The sequence below is a fragment of the Oceanobacillus halophilus genome, assembly GCF_003628505.1.
Lineage (GTDB): Bacteria > Bacillota > Bacilli > Bacillales > Amphibacillaceae > Oceanobacillus > Oceanobacillus halophilus.
On the sequence record NZ_RBZP01000010.1, the window covers coordinates 53782 to 74083 of the forward strand.

Annotated in this window: 14 protein-coding genes; all 14 read right to left on the reverse strand. The window is 37.6% G+C overall.

Annotated elements, in window-relative coordinates; all coding sequences use genetic code 11:
- Positions 1 to 193: 193 nt before the first annotated feature.
- The 14 genes from D8M06_RS12620 to D8M06_RS12685 all read right to left on the reverse strand — a co-directional run bounded on the left by D8M06_RS12620 (position 194) and on the right by D8M06_RS12685 (position 20301).
- Positions 194 to 1510, reverse strand: a complete 1317-nt coding sequence (locus D8M06_RS12620; protein WP_121204771.1) for an MFS transporter — start codon at positions 1508 to 1510, stop codon at positions 194 to 196.
- A gap of 35 nt (positions 1511 to 1545) precedes the next feature.
- Positions 1546 to 1860, reverse strand: a complete 315-nt coding sequence (gene rhaM, locus D8M06_RS12625) for an L-rhamnose mutarotase (RefSeq protein ID WP_121204772.1) — start codon at positions 1858 to 1860, stop codon at positions 1546 to 1548.
- A 265-nt stretch (positions 1861 to 2125) separates the two neighbouring features.
- On the reverse strand, positions 2126 to 3274 hold the full coding sequence (locus D8M06_RS12630) for an iron-containing alcohol dehydrogenase (protein ID WP_121204773.1): 1149 nt from the start codon (positions 3272 to 3274) through the stop codon (positions 2126 to 2128).
- A gap of 379 nt (positions 3275 to 3653) precedes the next feature.
- Positions 3654 to 5585, reverse strand: coding sequence for a fructose-1,6-bisphosphatase (locus D8M06_RS12635; RefSeq protein WP_121204774.1), 1932 nt, complete (start codon positions 5583 to 5585; stop codon positions 3654 to 3656).
- Positions 5586 to 5986: 401 nt separating this feature from the next.
- Complete coding sequence (gene arfA, locus D8M06_RS12640; protein ID WP_121204809.1) at positions 5987 to 7480, reverse strand: arabinosylfuranosidase ArfA; 1494 nt, start codon at positions 7478 to 7480, stop codon at positions 5987 to 5989.
- 207 nt (positions 7481 to 7687) lie between these two features.
- A complete protein-coding gene (locus tag D8M06_RS12645; protein WP_121204775.1) occupies positions 7688 to 9376 on the reverse strand; it encodes a glycoside hydrolase family 13 protein in 1689 nt (562 codons plus the stop codon).
- Between the two features lie 20 nt (positions 9377 to 9396).
- Positions 9397 to 10215 (reverse strand): carbohydrate ABC transporter permease, encoded by an 819-nt coding sequence (locus D8M06_RS12650; protein ID WP_121204776.1) that lies wholly within the window; start codon positions 10213 to 10215, stop codon positions 9397 to 9399.
- 13 nt (positions 10216 to 10228) lie between these two features.
- A complete protein-coding gene (locus D8M06_RS12655) occupies positions 10229 to 11542 on the reverse strand; it encodes a carbohydrate ABC transporter permease (protein ID WP_194074633.1) in 1314 nt (437 codons plus the stop codon).
- A 73-nt stretch (positions 11543 to 11615) separates the two neighbouring features.
- Entirely contained in the window at positions 11616 to 12926 is a 1311-nt protein-coding gene (locus D8M06_RS12660) for an extracellular solute-binding protein (protein WP_121204778.1), read from the reverse strand.
- A 166-nt stretch (positions 12927 to 13092) separates the two neighbouring features.
- On the reverse strand, positions 13093 to 14100 hold the full coding sequence (locus D8M06_RS12665; RefSeq protein ID WP_121204779.1) for a LacI family DNA-binding transcriptional regulator: 1008 nt from the start codon (positions 14098 to 14100) through the stop codon (positions 13093 to 13095).
- 250 nt (positions 14101 to 14350) lie between these two features.
- A complete protein-coding gene (locus D8M06_RS12670) occupies positions 14351 to 16594 on the reverse strand; it encodes a glycoside hydrolase family 65 protein (RefSeq protein WP_121204780.1) in 2244 nt (747 codons plus the stop codon).
- A 13-nt stretch (positions 16595 to 16607) separates the two neighbouring features.
- Entirely contained in the window at positions 16608 to 17276 is a 669-nt protein-coding gene (gene pgmB / locus D8M06_RS12675) for a beta-phosphoglucomutase (protein ID WP_121204781.1), read from the reverse strand.
- 387 nt (positions 17277 to 17663) lie between these two features.
- Positions 17664 to 19346, reverse strand: coding sequence for a glycoside hydrolase family 13 protein (locus D8M06_RS12680; RefSeq protein ID WP_121204782.1), 1683 nt, complete (start codon positions 19344 to 19346; stop codon positions 17664 to 17666).
- Between the two features lie 133 nt (positions 19347 to 19479).
- Positions 19480 to 20301, reverse strand: coding sequence for a carbohydrate ABC transporter permease (locus D8M06_RS12685; RefSeq protein WP_194074634.1), 822 nt, complete (start codon positions 20299 to 20301; stop codon positions 19480 to 19482).
- Position 20302 lies beyond the last annotated feature (1 nt).

A 20302-nucleotide genomic window follows, 5' to 3' on the forward strand; every position in this document is an offset into this window, starting at 1 on the left:
TAATAACACTATTCTTAACTACAACTCTATGATAACGCTATCCTATCCAAAAGTCAACATAAACAAAAATAAATACAACGTATAAATCTTTATTTAACTTTATTTACCTTTGTTAACCAAAAGTGTAAAAAGAAATAGGCATCGATTTTGCTCACGTAATCGCTGCCTATTTTGATTGATTATATACTAATTCTTATATTGCCTTCGATTTTTCATCTGTTACTAAATCACCATAACGTTCTTTTTCAATTTGCTGTAACGTTTTACCTCTGGTGTGTGGTGCCATCGCTATACCAATGATCATATGAATAACAAGGAAGGCAATCATTACTATACCTGCCACTTTAAATCCTAATGTTGCCATGATTGTAGGTAATACGAATGACCATATCGCAATACCTGTTCGTACAATAAAGTACATGAGTCCTTGAGCAGTTGCACGATAACGTGTAGGGAATAATTCACTTGTCCATAATGCGTAAAATGCTTGTGCCCCAATACCTGCTGCAGAACCCCAAAGGACAACGAATGAAATTAGTGTTGGCCAAGTCATTGGCATGAATGTTAAGATAATCCATGCAACTACACCCATTGCTGCACCAATACCGAATATTAATTTTCTACTAAACTTGTCTCCTAATTTCATAAAGATGAAATAGGTTGTTAATACGGTAAACATCCATAGGAATGATTGAAGCAAGTTAGCCTGCATGTTACTTAATCCACCAACATTTTCATAAATATATGGCATAAAGTAACCCATTGCCCCTGCAGTTAAATTCCAGAATAGATAAATTCCCATTAGTAAGAATAGTGCTTGACGATTGGGTCTTAAACTAAACAATTCTTTTAAAGCACTTTTTTGAACAATACCTTTTGCTTTATCTGATTTTTCCTGTGCTTGCTGTTCTTCCCAAATTTTAGATTCTGGTAATCCACGGCGGATATATAATGCAACCGCTGCTATAATTAGTAAATGTAAGAATATAAGTCTAGATCCTAGTAATCCAAGAGGTGCTACCAGCACTGCTAAAGCAAACGTAATCATTGGGCCTATCGACCATGCTAATTGGGCGGTTCCAACATGGGCGGCTCGTTTTTCTTTCGGAGACTCTTCTGCAATATATGTCCAAGACACTGGTACACCGGCACCAACCGCAATACCTGTTATAATGGTACCGATTAATAACATCGAGAAGTTCATGGATGCGGCAATTAACGCAACACCAATCATGTAAACCATTAAGTCATAACTAAAAATAATTCTCCTACCAAACTTATCTGTTAACGGGCCACCAATTAGTGCACCAATTGCGGCACCTAAAGCGTTTGCACTTAAGGCACTAAGCAAACCTACGCCTAAACTATCAATTCCTAAGTACGCTTGCCAAAGTGTTAAACTACTCGCAGCAGCGATAATGGAACCGGCTTCTATATAGTTTGCCATCGAAACAGCAATCGTAGCTTTCCAGCCTGTTACATTTTTTGCTGCAAATCTTTGTTTAGCCATCTATATTTCCTCCTTTTTATGTTTTTGATTGTGTTTTAATCCATGTGAAAGACTTCTTTCAAATCTACAGAGACCGGACTTTCATCTGGATGCGTTTCCATGACAGATTCCATAAAAGCCCACCATTTTTGATTTATTTCTGTTTTTGCCATTTGATTCCATTTTTTCTCATCTTCAATCTCTAAATATCCAAATAGTTTACTGGTTTCTTTATCTAAAAAAATGGAATAATTGCTGGCGCCATGACGATGAAGTTCTTCTACCATTTCTGGCCAGATTTCATTATGGCGTTTTTCATACTCTTCATGCATGTCAGGATAGACAGTCATAATAAATGCTTTCCTAATCATTTTTTCACCCTTTCTATATTTCTATCAATTTAAGTGAAAAGAATATAAATGTAAGTGATAACGATTACATTTACCTCACATCATTATAATAATACGCTTTCACAACAAAGTCAACATAAATCAACAAATTTATTTTTATTCATTTTTGATTTATGGTTTATGTTAGACAGTTTCCAACATAAACAGTATGCATTATATGGAGTTGTCTAAAAAACAGCACATCTACTGAATATATGAGTAAATGCGCTATTTATCTACACTGGAATTATATTATCTCTTTAAACATCTCTATCGTTTCTTCTTTCGTTGGCATAAATGGATTTCCCGGTGCACACGCATCTTTTAACGAGTTTTCTGCTAGTTTATCAAGATCTATTTCTTTGATTCCTAATTCAGAAAGTTTGCTTGGAATTCCAACTTCCTCTGACATTTTCTTAATTGCAACAATTACATCTTCTGCACATTGCTCATCTGTTTTTCCTTCTGTTTCAAGTCCTGCAGCTTTTGCTATCGCACGGAATTTTCTTGGATTCCGTTTTGCGTTTTCTCTTTCTACTATAGGAAGTAACATCGCATTACATACGCCATGCGGAAGGTCATAGACTCCACCTAATTGATGGGCCATGGAATGAACAAATCCAAGTCCTGCATTATTGAAGGCAACTCCAGCCAAGAACATTACATAAACCATTTGCTCGCGGGCTTCTATATCATGTCCATCTTTTACTGCACGAGGTAAATATTTAAATATATTCTCTACAGCTGCTAATGCTGTAGCATCGGTAATTGTGTAGGCTCCTGGTGTAACAATCGCTTCAATAGCATGGGTTAATGCATCCATTCCAGTTGCAGCAGTCAAACTAGCAGGCTTGTCTAGCATTAATTCTGGGTCATTGACCGAAATAGTAACCAAACTATTTTTATCCACCATTACCATCTTAACTTCTCTTTCTTCGTCGGTTATCACATAGTTAATTGTATATTCTGCCGAAGTTCCTGCAGTTGTATTTACTGCAACGGTTGGTACCGCTTTCCTTTTCGTTTGATTAACACCTTCATAATCTCGGACATTACCACCATTAGTAACTACCAAGCCGATTCCTTTTGCCGCATCCTGAGGAGATCCACCACCGATGGAGACGATAAAATCACAATCATTTTCTTTAAATACATCCACCCCATCATGTACATTTTTAACAGTTGGGTTTGGTTTTACTTCATCATAAATAACAAATTCTACTCCGGATTTATCTAACTGCTCAACGACTTTCGCAGCTACTCCACTCTCATTTAAAAACTTATCCGTAACTACTAAGGCTTTCTTAAATCCCAATTCTTCAATAAACGGTCCTACTTCTTTTAAACAACCTCTACCAATTAAATTTGTGCTTGGAACATAAAGTACATTAGACATATTTTTTCCTCCTCTTTATTTGCTCATTAGTTCACATATTATGATGTACTTAATGCTAATGAGTTTTGGATAGGTAACATTATAAACAACCAAATATGTTCGTTGATTAACAACCTAGGTTCTATTTTATTTTAGTTGAATCTACACCATAAATCAACATAAATAAATATTATTCACTAAAATTACACAAATAAACAAAGGAAAAACAACAAATTTATCGATTGCATTTTTTCTTTCTGTTTGTTTTTGCGTTTAGTGAAACTTTCTATTAAAAGGACTTATGAAAAGAAAGCGGGCTACCAAGAATTTATAGTAACCCATAAAAATATCAATGCACCGCTATCATTTCTCTTTTATATCAATCTCAACAAATCTTGCTTCATTCAATATACCGATATTCTAATAATCGATTCAACATATAAATCTCCTGCAACAGCTGCTTCCCAACATTCGTTTCCAAAACCTTTTTCCGCTCTAGCTCCTTATCTACCAATCTTTTAACCGATAAAACATCATTTCCATTTCGTAGAACGTCTTCCTTTGAAGTAAACTGTTGATGGGCGACAAGTTGCATATCGTAAGAATTATATAATAACGTATATCCAGCGATGCCGGTTGTTGATTGATAAGCCTTAGAAAAACCTCCATCAATGACAATCATTTTTCCATTTGCTTTAATCGGATTTTCTCCATCAATCTCTTTAACCGGTGTATGACCATTGATAATATGACCTTGATCAGGATTAAGATCAAATTCTATTAAAATGTTTCGGCAGATTTCTTCCTTTTCTCGTAAATAATAATAGGGATTCTTTGTCTCTTTATGGGTTTCCTTATCTTTTATAAAATATCTTTCAAAGGTGGTCATTTCTCTTTTCCCAAAAAGGGAGGAATATTCTCCTGTCCATAAATACCAGACCATATCTGTTGCAAGGTCATTTGACTCTTCCGGATTTGCAAATGCATGTCGTAAATAATGTTCAAAAATATCCAGCAGTTCACGGCCTTTATAGGTTTTATTTTCAATCTCCATCTTTTCCATATTTCCTTTTTCATCGATAGGTATACAGCCATGAATTAATAGATTCCCATTATACTTCAAATACAGATTGCCTTTCTTCATAAGGAATTTCATATGTCTGGCTAACTTTTCCGAATGCTGTACGGAAAATAACAGTCTGTCGATCACTTGCTCTTCTTCCTCTAATAACTGATCAGGCTGTTCGGGATTAACGGTTGCAAAGCAAGCATTCTCTAGTGAATAGGTTTTTCCATCCATTGTTATTTCATTTCTGTCATAATCCACCTTTTCAAGCAGAAGTCGTTGGGACATATTAAAGTATGTGCGTCTCTTGATGATAGGCATTTCCAATTTAAATTGGATCATCGCAATGGCTTGGTGAATTTTAGTGATTTGTACTTGTTCATGTTCCGATAGTTTTTTATTCGAATGTCGCTTAGGTCGAAATGCCGGGTTGTCCTCATAATATTTCTCTGCCAGGTTCAGAAGGGGTCTTAGATTTATCCCATATGCGTCTTCAATAATATCTAAATTATCGTAACGAGCACAGATACGGATAATATTTGCTAGGCAAACCTTTGATCCGGAAAAGGCACCTAACCAAAGTACGTCATGATTTCCCCACTGAATATCAACCGAATGATATTGGATGAGCGTATCCATAATTTTATCCGGTTCAGGTCCACGGTCATAAATATCCCCAACTACATGAAGATGATCAACGACCAGTCTCTGCGTAGTATTAGCAAGTCCAATAATGAGCTTGTCCGCTTGATCGAGGGATATAACTTTCTGGACAATTTTGTTATAATAATGCTTTTTATTGGTAAATTCATCCGTTTTGTACAGTAACTCTTCGATAATATAAACAAATTGTTTCGGTAATGCTTTACGTAATTTCGACCGTGTGTATTTGGAAGAAGCATATGAAATGAGCCTAATCATATAATCTATTATTTCTGTGTACCATTCGTTTAAATCTTGTTCATTGTCAAAATTATTCTTCATGAGTTGTAATTTTTCTTCTGGATAATAGACTAGTGTCGCAAATTCATTCATTTCCTCTTCGGAAAACTCATGTGTAAAAAGGTCTCTTATTTTCTCTTTCACTTTGCCCGAACCATTTCTTAACACATGTTGAAATGCTTGATATTCTCCATGTAAATCACTGACGAAGTGCTCTGTCCCCTTTGGCAAATCGAGGATGGCTTCCAGATTAATAATTTCAGTAACTACTTTTTCTTCACTATCATATCTTTCTGCCAATAAATCTAAATATTTGGTTTCCACAATCACGGCATCCCCTTTTACTATTAATCATTATGTAGCATACAGAAATTTTGATAATACGTACATTATAACTGAAAACACATTTTTATCACAATGACGCTTTGATTGGTGCCTGGCACTTCCCGGATTTTGTCGAATAATGGAAGTGAGCAAGCAGTAAAGCTTACTAGCATCATCAGGCTAACCTAAGAGTTTCAGAGTAACAAAAGACAGTAGAATTCGAGGAATAGAACTCTACTGCCTTTTCATTCTATGCATTTTTGACCTGTATCATTTAATAAATCAGCATTTATTAGATTCGACAAAATATAACAAGATTCGGGGAGTGACAGGCACCATCTGCTTTATATTAAAAATACCACAGCGAGAATCACTGTGGTTAGGGTTTCAATACGCTTCTTTTACTGGGCATATTTTTTCAAGCGGATCATATTCCAAGACATTTTTGGCAGTATTGCTGAAAGCTTCCCATTATCTACATTCGATACCCCTCTTTTGTGTGGCATAACCTGTTCTTTTTCAATGGTATTTACTGCTTTTGCATTCTCATTTTCTAGTACAACATGTTCCATTACTTTATAACTTTCAAACGATCGAATATCAACATCTACTTCCATTGTATTTTCCAGATGACGATTCACAACAAAAATGACCAGTTCATCATTTTCTTCATTATAAATAACTGAGCTATCAAGATATGGTACATCTGTAAAATCTTTACTATCGTATTTTGGTGATTTAATAATTGGATTTAGTGCTTTTCCTCTACCATAAACAGATGTGTAATAATAAGGATAGAATATAGTCTGTTTCCAAATTCCGCCACCAGTTTCTGTCATTATAGGAGCGATTACATTCACAAGCTGTGCCATACATGCTATTTTAACCCGGTCAGAATGTTTTAATAGCGTATTAAGCATGGTCCCAACTAACAGAGCATCCTCGAATGTATAAACATCTTCCAATTGAGGTGGCGCTATAGACCAAGGCTCCATTTTTTCGTCTTGGTCATTAGAGTGAAACCAGACGTTCCATTCGTCAAAACTTAAGTACATTGTTTTTTTGCTGCGTTTTTTAGCTTTGATATAATCACAGGTTGCAATAACTGTATGGATAAAGTTTTCCATATCCAAAGAACTTGCTAAATAGTTTGCCGTGTCATTTTCTCGATTTCCATAATATTGATGTAAAGAGATATAATCAGCAAATTCATACGTGTGTTCGAGAGTGGTTGCTTCCCATTCAGGAAATGTCGGCATCCCTGAACCGGAGCTACCACAACTTACCAATTCGATGGTTGGGTCGACTTGCCTCATTGCTTTACCTGTCTCAGCAGCTAGGCGACCATACTCATATGCTGTCTTCTGACCAATTTGCCATGGTCCATCCATCTCATTTCCTAAACACCATGTTTTAATGTTATGTGGCTGTTCATATCCATGCTGCTTACGAAGCTCACTCCAATAGGTTCCACCTGGGTGATTACAGTATTCCAGTAAACTCCTAGCAGCATCAATACCTCTTGTTCCTAAATTCACAGCCATCATAGCTTCTGCTCCAACTTCTTTAGACCAATCGATAAATTCATTAGTCCCAACCTGGTTCGTCTCAGTAACACGCCATGCCAATTCCAAACGGCGTGGGCGATCCTCTTTTGGCCCTACTCCATCTTCCCAGTTATATGCTGACACCATATTCCCGCCTGGGTAGCGGATAATTGGTACTTGTAATTGTTTAACTAGATTGATCACATCTTTACGAAAACCATTCTCATCTGAAGTAGGATGACCTGGTTCGTAAATACCACCGTAAACCGCTCTACCTAACTGCTCAATGAAAGAACCATAGATTCTCGGATCTACTTCTGAAATTACAAAATCTTTATCTACTACCATATCGGCTTTAATAGTTTCTTTTGACAATGTATTCCTTCCTTTCCTGCTATAAATCTACACTACGTCTAGTTTTTTAAATTATCCTTTTTTCATGTTAACGCGTTCTCATTGTTATATCTACTTTTAAATTCAACACAAAGAAGGGCTACCATAATTATGGTAACCCCAATTATAACCATACCCAGACATACCCATCGTAAAACTCTTCTATATATCTAACTTATAAACCCTAACTTCATATGGTTTAAGTACAAATGACTCAATCGATTCACCTTCATCCACATCATAGTTTGCTATAAACAATTGATACGACTTATAAGGAAAACCTTCTGGTAGTTTAAAGATTGGTTTTTCAGATGTGAAGTTCGCTACAACTAATAGCTTTTCATTTCCTAAAGTTCTTGTATAAGCATAAATCTTTTCATCATCTTTTAAGATTAAATCATATGTCCCATAAACTATAATTGGATTGTCTTTACGTAGTCGAATTAATTTTCGATAGTAATTAAATATAGAATTTGGGTCGTTTACTGCTTGTTTTGCATTAATTTCTTTATAATTCGGATTTACCATGATCCATGGCGTTCCTTCTGTAAAACCTGCATTTTCGGAGTCATCCCACTGCATGGGAGTACGTGCATTATCACGGCTTTTTGCATAGATGGACGGCATGATTTCTTCCGGATCTTTTCCTAAGTTCTTTGTAGCATCCTCATACATACCCAGTGTTTCGCGACAATGGTAGTCCTCAATGGAAGGGAATTTCACGTTTGTCATTCCTAGCTCTTCCCCCTGGTAAACATACGGTGTTCCCTGCATCATATGCAGCCAAGTTCCCAGCATCTTCGCTGATTCGATGCGATACTCTTTATCATTTCCAAATCTGGATACAGGTCGTGCCTGGTCATGATTGCTTAAATAGAGGCTATTCCATCCTTTGCCCTCTAGTTCCTTTTGCCAAGTTGTCATTACCTCTTTTAATTCTATTAAATCAAAAGGCTTCAAATCCCACTTATTTCCATTTCTAGCATCGATACGCATATGTTGAAAATGGAATACCATGTTTAATGTTCCATCCTCACTATTCACATATTTTACCGCTTCTTCTGGAATAATTTCTTGCATTTCTCCGACCGTCATGATGTCGTAATTCGACAGGACTTTTTCTTTCATTTCTTGTAAATATTCATGTATTTTGGGACCGTTAACGAAATGCTTACTAGCCCATTGATAGTTCCCTTCCCGATTTTTACGAGTGATATCTGGGAAATCCTTATTTTTGGAAATGACATTAATCATATCCATTCGGAATCCATCAATGTCCTTTTCCAGCCACCAAGTCATCATGTCATACACTTCCTGGCGAACTTTTGGATTTTCCCAATTTAAATCTGGTTGTTTTTTGCTGAATAAGTGCAAATAATATTCATCTGTTGTTTTATCATACTCCCAGGTCGATCCACTAAAGTATGATTGCCAATTGCTTGGTTCTTTTCCGTCTTTCCCTGGCCTCCAAATATAATAATCGCGATAAGGATTATCCTTGGACTTTCTTGATTCAACAAACCAATTATGCTCGTCCGATGTATGATTTACAACTAGATCCATGACAATTTTCATACCGCGCTTATGGATTTCAGCCACCATTCGCTCATAGTCTTCCATTGTTCCAAATTCATCCATGATTTTCTGATAATCACTGATATCATAGCCATTGTCATCATTTGGTGATTCATACATTGGAGACATCCAAATGACATCTATCCCAAGTTCTTTTAAATAATCTAGTTTTTCGATAATTCCATTGATATCGCCTATTCCATCTCCATTGCTATCTTTAAAACTTCTTGGGTAAATTTGATAGACGACACTTTCCTTCCACCACTTCTTTTCCATTATATTGTCCTCCTAAAATACTACTCTTTAACCGATCCCGATGTTAAACCTGATACAATTCTTCGTTGGAAAATTAGTACTAAAACAACAATCGGTATCGTTACAATAACCGTTGCGGCAGTAATGTCACCCCATGGAACAGCATATTGACTTTGATACATGGAAATTCCGACTGGGATTGTTCGCATGCTATCCTCTGTGTTAATCGTCAAAGCAAATAAATATTCATTCCATGCACCAATAAACGTTAATATAGCCGTTGTAAATATACCTGGTGTTGCAAGTGGAAAAATAATCTTCCGAAACGTTTGAAACGGTGTTGCACCATCGAGTTTCGCTGATTCTTCCAGTTCTTTCGGAATCTTTTGGAAAAAGGTTGACAAAATCCAGATTGATAACGGCAAACTTATTGTAATATATGGAATTACTAATCCAAGATAGGAATTTCGTAATCCAAAATCTGACACAAAGTTAAAGATTGGAGATATGATTGCAATTTGCGGGAACATAGAAGAGGCTAAAATAAGCCCTAGAATGGTTCCTTTAAAACGTATTGGCAATCTTGTTACTGCATAAGACGTAAAGGATGCGAATGTCAATGCAATTAGGGTTGTTACAGATGCTACAATAAAGCTGTTTAACATGTATTTAAATAATGGTCTAGATGTGATCGCAGACTCATAGGATTCTAATGTTGGATTTGAAGTGAACCAATTAAAGGATGAGAAAATTTCTCCTACTGGTTTAATTGATGTTAGAAAAACCCAAATAAATGGAAACATGACGATGAATATAAACAATGCAAGGAAAAAGTAAAATCCGAATCCCGTTTTTTTCATATTTGTTCACTCCCTACTTCTTCACTCGTCCGGCAAATAAGTCGGAACCGATAAATTTAATAAAGATAATACTGATTATTGCTACAAAGATAAACACCATGACAGAAAGTACCGAACCTTCTCCAAAGTTCTGCTGAGAGAATAAGGTCTTATATGCATAAATCGAAATGGATTCTGTTCCATTTGCAGGACCACCGCCTGTTAATACATAAATAAGGTCGAATACTCGGAAGGCATCTAGTGTACGGAATAATAACGCAACTAAAATACTTCCTTTAATCATTGGTAATGTAATTTTCCAAAATTGTTGCCATTTATTCGCACCGTCAACTTGTGCTGCTTCATACATGGAATCTGGAATCGTCTGTAACCCGGCTAGAATAAGTAACGCCATATACGGCATGGTTTTCCAAATATCAGCTAAAATAACTGAAAACATTGCTCCACCGGCTGTTGAAAGCAGAACACTTGAATCAGAAATGAGACCTATCTGTTCAAAGAAATGAGCCACTATACCTGATTGGCCGTCATATAAGTAACTCCACATCATAGCAGAAACTGCTGTTGGTATGGCCCAAGGAACAAGAATAGATGCACGAATTAATCCTCTTCCCTTAAAGGAACGATTAATCAGCAATGCTACCATTAACCCTATAATAAGTTCTACTCCAACTGATACTATGGTAAAAATGAGTGTATTAGATAGCGATTTCCACATGCGGCTGTCCTGAAGATATTTCCAGTAGTTTGCTAGACCAACAAAGTTAGATTCAAGGATTGATTGATCTAAGGTATCCAACTGACTGGAAATTGACAGAATCTCTTCCGCAGCTTCTCCATCCAGTGTCGCTGTAATTTCATTAAGTTCTTCTTGCGCATTTCCTAAAAGCTGTTTATATTCGGTTGCAAATTCATCTTTTATTTTTATATATTTCAAATCATCATCTGTAACGGGACGATAACTTGCAATAATTTCATTTACCTGATCATATTTTTCACTTACTTCAGTATCACTTAGTAAATTATCATGTTGCGCTGTAACTTTACCATGTATTTCTGTCAAGTCTTCTTGTACGTCTGGTGAATACGGCTCAACCTCACTAAGTGACCTATCTAGGTAGTAATAATTATCAGCATAACGTTCCAAGTCGATGGTGGTACTTAACATTTTTTGTGAATGCGCAGGATCATTTAGCCGGTAGTCAAATAGACTATTGTAAAAAGAAGATGCAATTGGCCAAAGTATAATGACTGCAATCAAGATTAGTGATGGAAGTACCATTGCATATCCAAGCTGCTTTTCGTTTAAAGAAAATCGCCGCTTCATTTTATTCACCTCAATATATTCTGTTAAATGAGGAAGGAGATGTTTAACATCTCCTTCGTGTCCTTCAGATTAATTATTCATTTGTAGCTGCAGTCATTTTTGCTTGCATATTTTGAACTGCTTCTTCTGCTGTTATTTCGCCAGCAAGTGCTTTTGATAATTCAATTTGCATAATGTCAGATAACTCTGGGTAAATTGGAGAGACAGGACGAGACACTGCATTTTGCAAGGAAGCTACGAATTCTTCCATGGCAAACAAAGGAGCTGCTTCTTTTACTTCATCTAAATCATATAATGCTTCTAATGTTGGTGCTCGTGCACCTTCAACCGCAGAAATGATTTGTCCTTCTTCACCAGTCATGAATTGAAGGAATTCCCATGCTTCTGCTGGGTGCTCGGAGTAACGACTAATCATTGCTGTCCAACCACCAAGTGTTGATGCTGAACCATCATCACCTGCAGGAAGTACGGCATATCCAACATTACCAGCAACTTTTGAACGTTCTTCATCTTCTGCTGTGTTAGACATATATGGCCAGTTTCTAGCAAATACCGTTTTTCCTTCTAGAAATGCTGTCTCTGTTTCTGTTTCAGAAAAGTTTAATACGTTATTTGGAGTAATATCTGATTGTGCAATTTCAACCATTTTTTCCAAGCCTTTTACTGACTCTGGGCTGTCAATAACAACTTCCCCGTTTTCATCTAAGATTTGTCCACCATACGCGCTGATGTATTCTAATGCGTTTACAACTAAACCTTCATATTGGTTTGCTTGCATAGCAAATCCAAATTCAGTCCCTTCTTTCCCTGCAGCTTCTTCAGCCATTGCGATCATGTCATCCCAAGTTTCTGGTGCATTTTCAACTAGATCGGTACGATAGTAAAGTAATCCTGCATCACTAAACTTTGGCATAGCCCAGATACGATTGTTATAGGTTACTGCATCAACCGGACCTGGAAAATACTCATCCATGTTTACTTCAGATTCTTCAATGAAACGGTCCAATTCCATTACATAATCTGCTTGGGCAAACTCAGCTGTCCAAACAACATCAGCATCAAATACGTCAATCTCAGAGCTTTGCGAACTAAAAATTGTTACATATTGATCATGAGATTCGCTTGTACTTGAAGGCATTTCACGTAATTCAATAGTGATATTTGGATGTGTTTCTTCAAATTTTTCAATTAGTTTTTCTGTACTAGGTGTAACATCATTACTTCTAGCATAGGTAATAGTCACTTGCTCTTCCGTGTCACTTGCACCATCTCCTGAAGTGGATTCAGATGAACTATCATCTCCTGATTCACTACCACATGCAGCTAATGCAACTATTAACCCGATGAACATTGCAGTAAATAATAATTTTTTTATAGACTTCATTATAAGCCCTCCATGTATGTTGTATTTTTTCTTTCCCGTCATTCGTGGGAACGTTCTCAGAAACAACGGACCAGAATAGCGTATTTTATCATTGCACAGGAACAAAACCAATCTATATGAGAACGTTCTCATAGATGATAGAATAAAGTAATCACACAACGATTTACTATTCTAACACAGTGGATTGACGTACTATTAATTTCACTGGGAATTCGTAAATTTCTTTTATATTAGATGGTTTATCTGATTCCAATTTTTGTATCATCACTTCCATTGTTTTGCTCGCTACTTCTTCTATCGGCTGATTAATGGTTGTGATGGATGGATTAATCAACTCGGATATGACTTGATTATCAAACCCAATGACTGCTAGTTGTTCCGGTATCTTCACGCGATTTTCCCTAGCTTCAAAGATTATTCCAACAGCCACTTCATCCCCTCCAGTAAAAACTGCAGTAATATCTTCCGGAAGTTCATGAAAGATTCGTTTACCATCTTCAATACTGAATGCATTAGTCAACACGACGTCATTCACAGACGAAAGGTTATATTCCTTTAACGCTTTATTAAATCCTTCTCTTCTCTTTTTACCTATATTACTTTTTGTTCCACCCTTACAATACGCGATTTTCTTATGTCCTTGTTCAATTAAGTGCTTTGTTCCCAAATAACTTCCATCCATTTGATTAACACGGATAGAGGGAATTGTAGCTTGATCATCAAACTCATTGCACATAACAATCGGTCCATATTGTAAATAAGTTTCGATGTCCTTCCAATCATTTTGAATGGATGTTAAAATCACACCATCTACTTTTCTGGAACGCAGCATATCCAAATAGTCTACTTCTCTCTCTTTCGAATACCGTGTTTGACAGATGATAATTTGATATCCTAAAAGGGAAGCCTCCGTTTCCATTTTTTCAATTAAACGACTATAAAACGGATTCGTAATTCGAGGAACTAAAACAGCTATTGCATGAGTCTTGTTGCTACGTAGCTGTTGTGCAACCGAATTTGGTTTATAACCTAATTCTTCCATTGCTTTTAATACAGCTTCTTTTTTCTCCTTCGCTACATAAGGATGGTTGTTAATAACCCTGGACACGGTACTTCTTGAAAGTCCGCATTTACGAGCAACATCATTAATGGTTAATCCTTTACTCTCTGTCATGTCTCCCTCCTCCCATGCACTGAAATCGTTCTCATACATATAATTTAACATAGACTGTAATCGATTTCAATAGTTTACCTTATGTTAATGAAAAAAATTAATGGTTCATTAGATTTAGGGAAGGGAGCGTTTTTTACTCTTGACGGTCTTATATACTCATGAAGCTTACTGCAATAACAATAGTAGAATCAGACCTATCTAGCTGGTCTGATTCAATTAATAAGACTGTGTTTAGGTGGAATTATTGTCTTTATTTCTGTACTTCTTTACTCTTTTCCAGCACAACATCCTCCCCCTTATGCCGAATCCCAATCTCATCTCCTTCAACCAACGTATAACTCACTCCTCTTTTCTCCATTTTCACCCGTATCAGCCTCCCCCGATACTGTAAACAAAACTCCAACGAATCCCATTCCTCAGGCAAGTTCGGATTCAAGGAAAGTCCATCTTCTTTCACGCGCACACCGGCAAAGCCATAAACAATCGCAAGCCATGCTCCGCCCATGTTTGCCATGTGTAGACCATCTTTTGTATTGCCATGGGTGTTGTTTAAGTCAAGACGTGCGGTTTCATTGAAATAGCTATAGGCTTTATCTTGGTAGCCAAGTTTGGATGCCATAATACTAAATACACAGTAAGATAAAGAAGAATCATGGGTTGTGATGCCTTCATAGTAATCATAGGAATTCTTAATGGTTTCTTCATCTGCTTCATTTTCTAATAAAAAGTGAGCAAGTACCGTGTCTGCTTGTTTACATACTTGGTAACGGTATAGTGTTAATGGATGATAGTTCAGCAGTAATGGGAAGTCTTTTTTTGGTGTGTTCTCCAAATCCCAGCGCTGTTTTTGCAGGAATGTATCATCTTGGGCATTGATTTTGAGATCTTCATCATACGGAAGATACATCTTCTCACCGGCTTCTTGCCATTCTGCAACTTCCGCTTCCGTAACACCTAGCTTTTTAGCAATTTCAGCTTTTTCGAGCATTTTATACACTTTCGCTGCCCAAAGTAAATTGTTTTTCGCCATCACATTCGTATAGTAGTTATTATTCACGATACATGTATACTCATCTGGTCCTGTCACATCATCAATTCGGAATTTGCCATCTTTGAAATGCCCCGTGTCTACCCACAGGCGGGCTGTTTCAAAGAGGACTTCTGCCATATAGTCTTTCAAAAATTCCTCATCTTTCGTTACCAAGTAATATTGGATATAGCTATAGGCGATATCGGCACTAATATGATATTGCGCCGTTCCTGCTGGGAAGAAGGCTGAACTTTCCCCGCCTGTGATGGTCCGCCATGGGAATAGTGCTCCTTTTCTATGTCCCATTTCACGAGCACGCTCTCTTGCACTATCCAATATAGAGTAACGGTGAAGTAGGAGGTTCTTCGCTATTTCTGGGTTGGTCATGAGGAATACTGGGAACATATAAATTTCCGTATCCCAGAAATAATGTCCTTCATACCCTTCACCAGAAAGACCTTTTGCTGCGATATTGCTGACAGGGTCTTTTCCAACTGATTGGAGTAACTGATAAAGGTTAAAGCGAATGCCTTCCTGAAGGTGTGCATCTCCACCAATCTTGATGTCTGTCGTCTTCCAAAATTCATTTAAGTATTGCTCTTGTTCGTTCAATAGTTCTTCAAAGGATTTATCCCCGATTTCTTCTTGGATGGCTTCCCCTGTTTCGGAGACATTTTCTCCATGTCTTAAGGTGTCTGTATAGATGTTAAATTTGGTAAAATGGGAGGCACCTTCTTGTGTATATACTTCCTCTATCCCTTCATCCAGGACACGATGTTCATAGGCGTTCATTCCAGTTACATTCGTTCTTGTCACACACGCAACATCGAGCTTGGTTTCATACGTCGTATTTTGCACGACGTTATACGAACCTGCTTTTCGGACATCCACACAAACTAATCGTTTCGCATGTCCAGATGCAACCCTGGGATCATCTTTGTCCACAAAATTAGAAACATCTCCGTTCACCGTCGAGACAAATTTAACCTCTTTCGTGCCATTCAGCGGTTCTACTTTAATATCAATCGCAAATAATTCCTTGGTGACAAAGGAAACGAGGCGACGAAAATGCATTTTCGCTTCTTTTCCATTGGCTGATTTCCAGTGAATCACTCTTTCTGCGTACCCTTTATCCAGATGCAAGTTTCTTTCAAACGCTAGAACTTCTCCTTCAAAAAGGGAAAAACGTTCTCCATCCAAATAAATGTGTACGGTTTGCGCATCAATAATATTGACAAGCTTTTGCTGTTTATCCGGAAAAGCATGCAATTTTTCTCCATAAGAAATTTCTGTTTCGTCATGGAAAGCATTGATATATGTTCCACGGATTGATTTAAATGCGTCAGCATAGCCTTCTTCAAAATTCCCACGTACACCTAGATAGCCGTTTCCAAGTGAAAGTAGGCTTTCGTTAATTAATAAGTTTTGATTATCTAATTCTGATTTTGTTAGTTTCCAAGTCATGTTCGTACAACTCCTAACTGCTCCATTTCGAGTACTGTTCTAAAATGTTCTCCAACTTTAAATCGGCGGTTTTTTCCACCAAATAGTCAGCCTCCGTAAGCTCATTTCCTACACCAACAGAAAACATTCCTGCATCATTTAATGCCTGCACACCACTTTCTGCATCTTCTACGCCCACACAGTCTTTATAATCGATGTTAAAGTAATCTGCGGCCGTAGTGAATGTTTCCGGATGCGGCTTTCCCTTGCTCACTTTTGCTGCATCAACCAGGTAGTCAAAATAGTGCGTGAGTTCTAACCGTTCCAGTACCATGGGGGCATTTTTGCTGGCAGAACCTAGGGCGATTTTTATCTGTTGGTTTTGTAAGTCTTTTAATAAATCCTTAATACCTGGCAAAATATCCTGAGGTGTTAATTTTTGAATGAGATCTTTGTAATGATCATTTTTTTTCGTAGCCAGACGCTCTTTTTCCTCCACTGGCAAATCTTTTAACGAAGGATTTAATGCTAAGATTTTTTCCAGAGAATCCATGCGGCTAATACCTTTTAATTGTTCGTTAAACTCTCTGTCAAAAGTAACTCCCAGCTCTTTCGCCAGTTGCTTCCAAGCCAGGTAATGAAATTCTGCTGTATCCGTAATGACACCGTCCAAATCGAAAAGAAATGCTTTTGGGTATTTCATGCTCAGTCGTTCTCCTTTATATGTAGTAGCAGACCCCCAGCCATGATTGGGTGGGGGTAGCTGTGATTTATGTGTTATGGGGCTGATGTATACGGTGTGGGAGTCGATATTTTGTGCGTGAAGTTGAGATGTTCCGCGCGGGTAGTGAAATTTTCCGTGCAGGAGAATGATATTTCGCGCGGGAACCTGTCATTTTCGTGCGGGAACCTATCATATTCGCGCAGGAACCTTATAATTTCGTGCATCAGCCAATATATTCGCGCGACAATCAATTACTCGCACGAACTCCGCATTCCCTCGCACGAAAACCAACTACCCCCGCACGATTCTATCCCACGCTCGCGCGTAATCCTAAAGCGACCGCTCGATATCAACTACTAATTCCTATTACACTCCCTTGTACACTCGTGCCTCATAAGGTCTTAACGTAAATGCTTGATAATTATCATCCGCATCTGGATAATTGCTGATTAGTTTTTCTTTTGCTTCAAAGTCTACGTTTTCTGGAAGGTTGAATTCTACTTCTTCTTCACTAAAGTTTGTGACAACTAATAATTTTTCGCCTTCAAAGGAACGGGTGTAAGCATAAATCTTATCATGTTCTGGTAAAATTAATTCATAATCTCCGTATACGATAAGTTCATGTTTTTTACGCAACTGGATTAACTGACGATAGTAATGATAAATGGAATCCTCATCCGCAACTGCTTGTTCTGCGTTAATTTCTTTGTAGTTTGGATTCACTTTAATCCATGGTTCGCCAGTGGTGAAGCCCGCATTTTCAGATGCATCCCATTGTATAGGTGTTCTTGCATTGTCGCGGCCTTTCACGTAGATGGATTCCATTACCTTAGCTGGGTCCTCATTGCCTTCTTCTACTTTTTCTTTGTACATATTCAAGATTTCAATGTCCTTGTAGTCATCAATGGAATCGAACTTGATATTCGTCATACCAATTTCTTCGCCTTGGTAGATATAAGGTGTTCCTTGCAGCATGTGTAGGAACGTACCTAGCATTTTCGCGGAAATCACGCGATATTCTTTGTCATTTCCAAAACGAGAGACAATACGTGGTTGGTCATGATTATTCAAATACAAGCTATTCCAGCCAACACCATGGAGGCCAGTTTGCCATCTCGAAATGCTTGTTTTCAAATCTCTTAAATCAAGAGGTTTTAAGTCCCATTTACCATTTGGTCCGGAATCTAGATCCATATGTTCAAATTGGAAGACCATTTGTAATTCTTTTCGTTCTGGATCGGTATATTTCTTCGCTTCTTCTACGTTCACACCAGGCATTTCTCCAACGGTCATAACATCGTAATCAGCAAGTGCCTCTTCGTACATTTCATGTAGAAACTCATGAATACGTGGTCCGTTCATAAAGTATTTGCTGCCGCTCGCATATTTCTTGCCTTCTGGATTAGGAGCATCTGGCAGTCCTGGTACTTTGGAAATAAAGTTAATAACGTCCATACGGAATCCGTCAATCCCTTTATCCAACCACCATTTCATCATGTCATAAACTTCTTGACGAAGCTTTGGATTTTCCCAATTTAAATCAGGTTGTTTTTTACTGAATAGGTGTAAATAATATTCGTCTGTGTTTTCATCATATTCCCAAGCAGAACCGCTAAAAGTTGATCCCCAATTGTTTGGCTCTTTGCCGTCTTTTCCTGGGCGCCATATGTAGTAATCACGGTATGGATTATCTTTTGATTTTCTGGATTCCTCAAACCATTTATGCTCATCAGAAGAATGGTTAACGACAAGGTCCATAATTAATTTCAAGTCACGTTTATGCATTTCATCCAGCAGTTCTTCCCAGTCTTCCATCGTTCCGAACTCGTCCATAATCGCTTGATAATCAGAAATATCATAACCATTATCATCATTTGGCGATTGGTAAACCGGGGACAACCAAATAACATCCACGCCTAAATCTTTTAAGTAATCCAGCTTTTCGATGATCCCTTGAATATCACCAATTCCATCCCCATTGCTGTCATTAAAACTCCTCGGATAGATTTGATATACTACACTTTCTTTCCACCATGCTTTATGTGTCATTTGAATTCCTCCAATTTATATTCTTCGTTGTCTTATGGTAATAAGAGCACAGGTATTGGAATTTAGCATATGTCTCATTCTAAAAGCTTATCTAAAGTCTCAGCAGGGCCAAACCAATACCCGTCCTCTAAACTTATTTAATCGACCCGCGCATAACTCCGCCAATGATCCATTTCTGTGCAAAGATATAAATGATAATCATCGGCAACATGGCCATGAGATACGACGCAAAGGCTAGGTTATAATCTGTACTAAACTGGCCTTGGAATGCGTACTGTACCAGTGGCAAGGTGTATTGACTCGAATCACTCAAGATAACGAGTGGCAGCATAAAGTCATTCCATGCAGCAAGTGCGGTTAGAATCGCAACGGTTGCGTGCATTGGTTTCATTAATGGGAAGATAATTCTCCAGAACACTTGCCATGTGTTCGCGCCATCAATAATCGCTGCTTCTTCCAGTTCTTTTGGAATGGTTTTGACAAAGCCAACATAGATAAATACATTAAATGCTAACTGCATCACCGCATTCAAGATAGCAAGTCCAATGATGTTGTCCATTCCCCACATACTCGTTTGTTTGACTAAAGGTAGCATGATGATAGGAAACGGGATGAACATTGCACTAATAAAGTAGAAATATAGGAATTTATAAAACTTCTTGTGTAAATTTCTTGCAATCGCATAAGCAACAAGGGAATGGGTTAACAGCACTAAAATTACCGTTATTAGTGTAACAAACACACTATTCCCTAAAGCCTGGAAGAAGTTCGTCATCTCAATGGCATTCAGGAAATTTGCAATTGACCAAGATTCTGGTAAAGCAAACAGGTTACCGGTCATTTCTTGTGGCGTTTTGAATGCGATTGTAATCGTTAGATATAGTGGAAGCAGAATGAATAATCCACCAAGCATTAATAATATTGTTATTTTCCAATTTGGCTTATTTCCTATCATC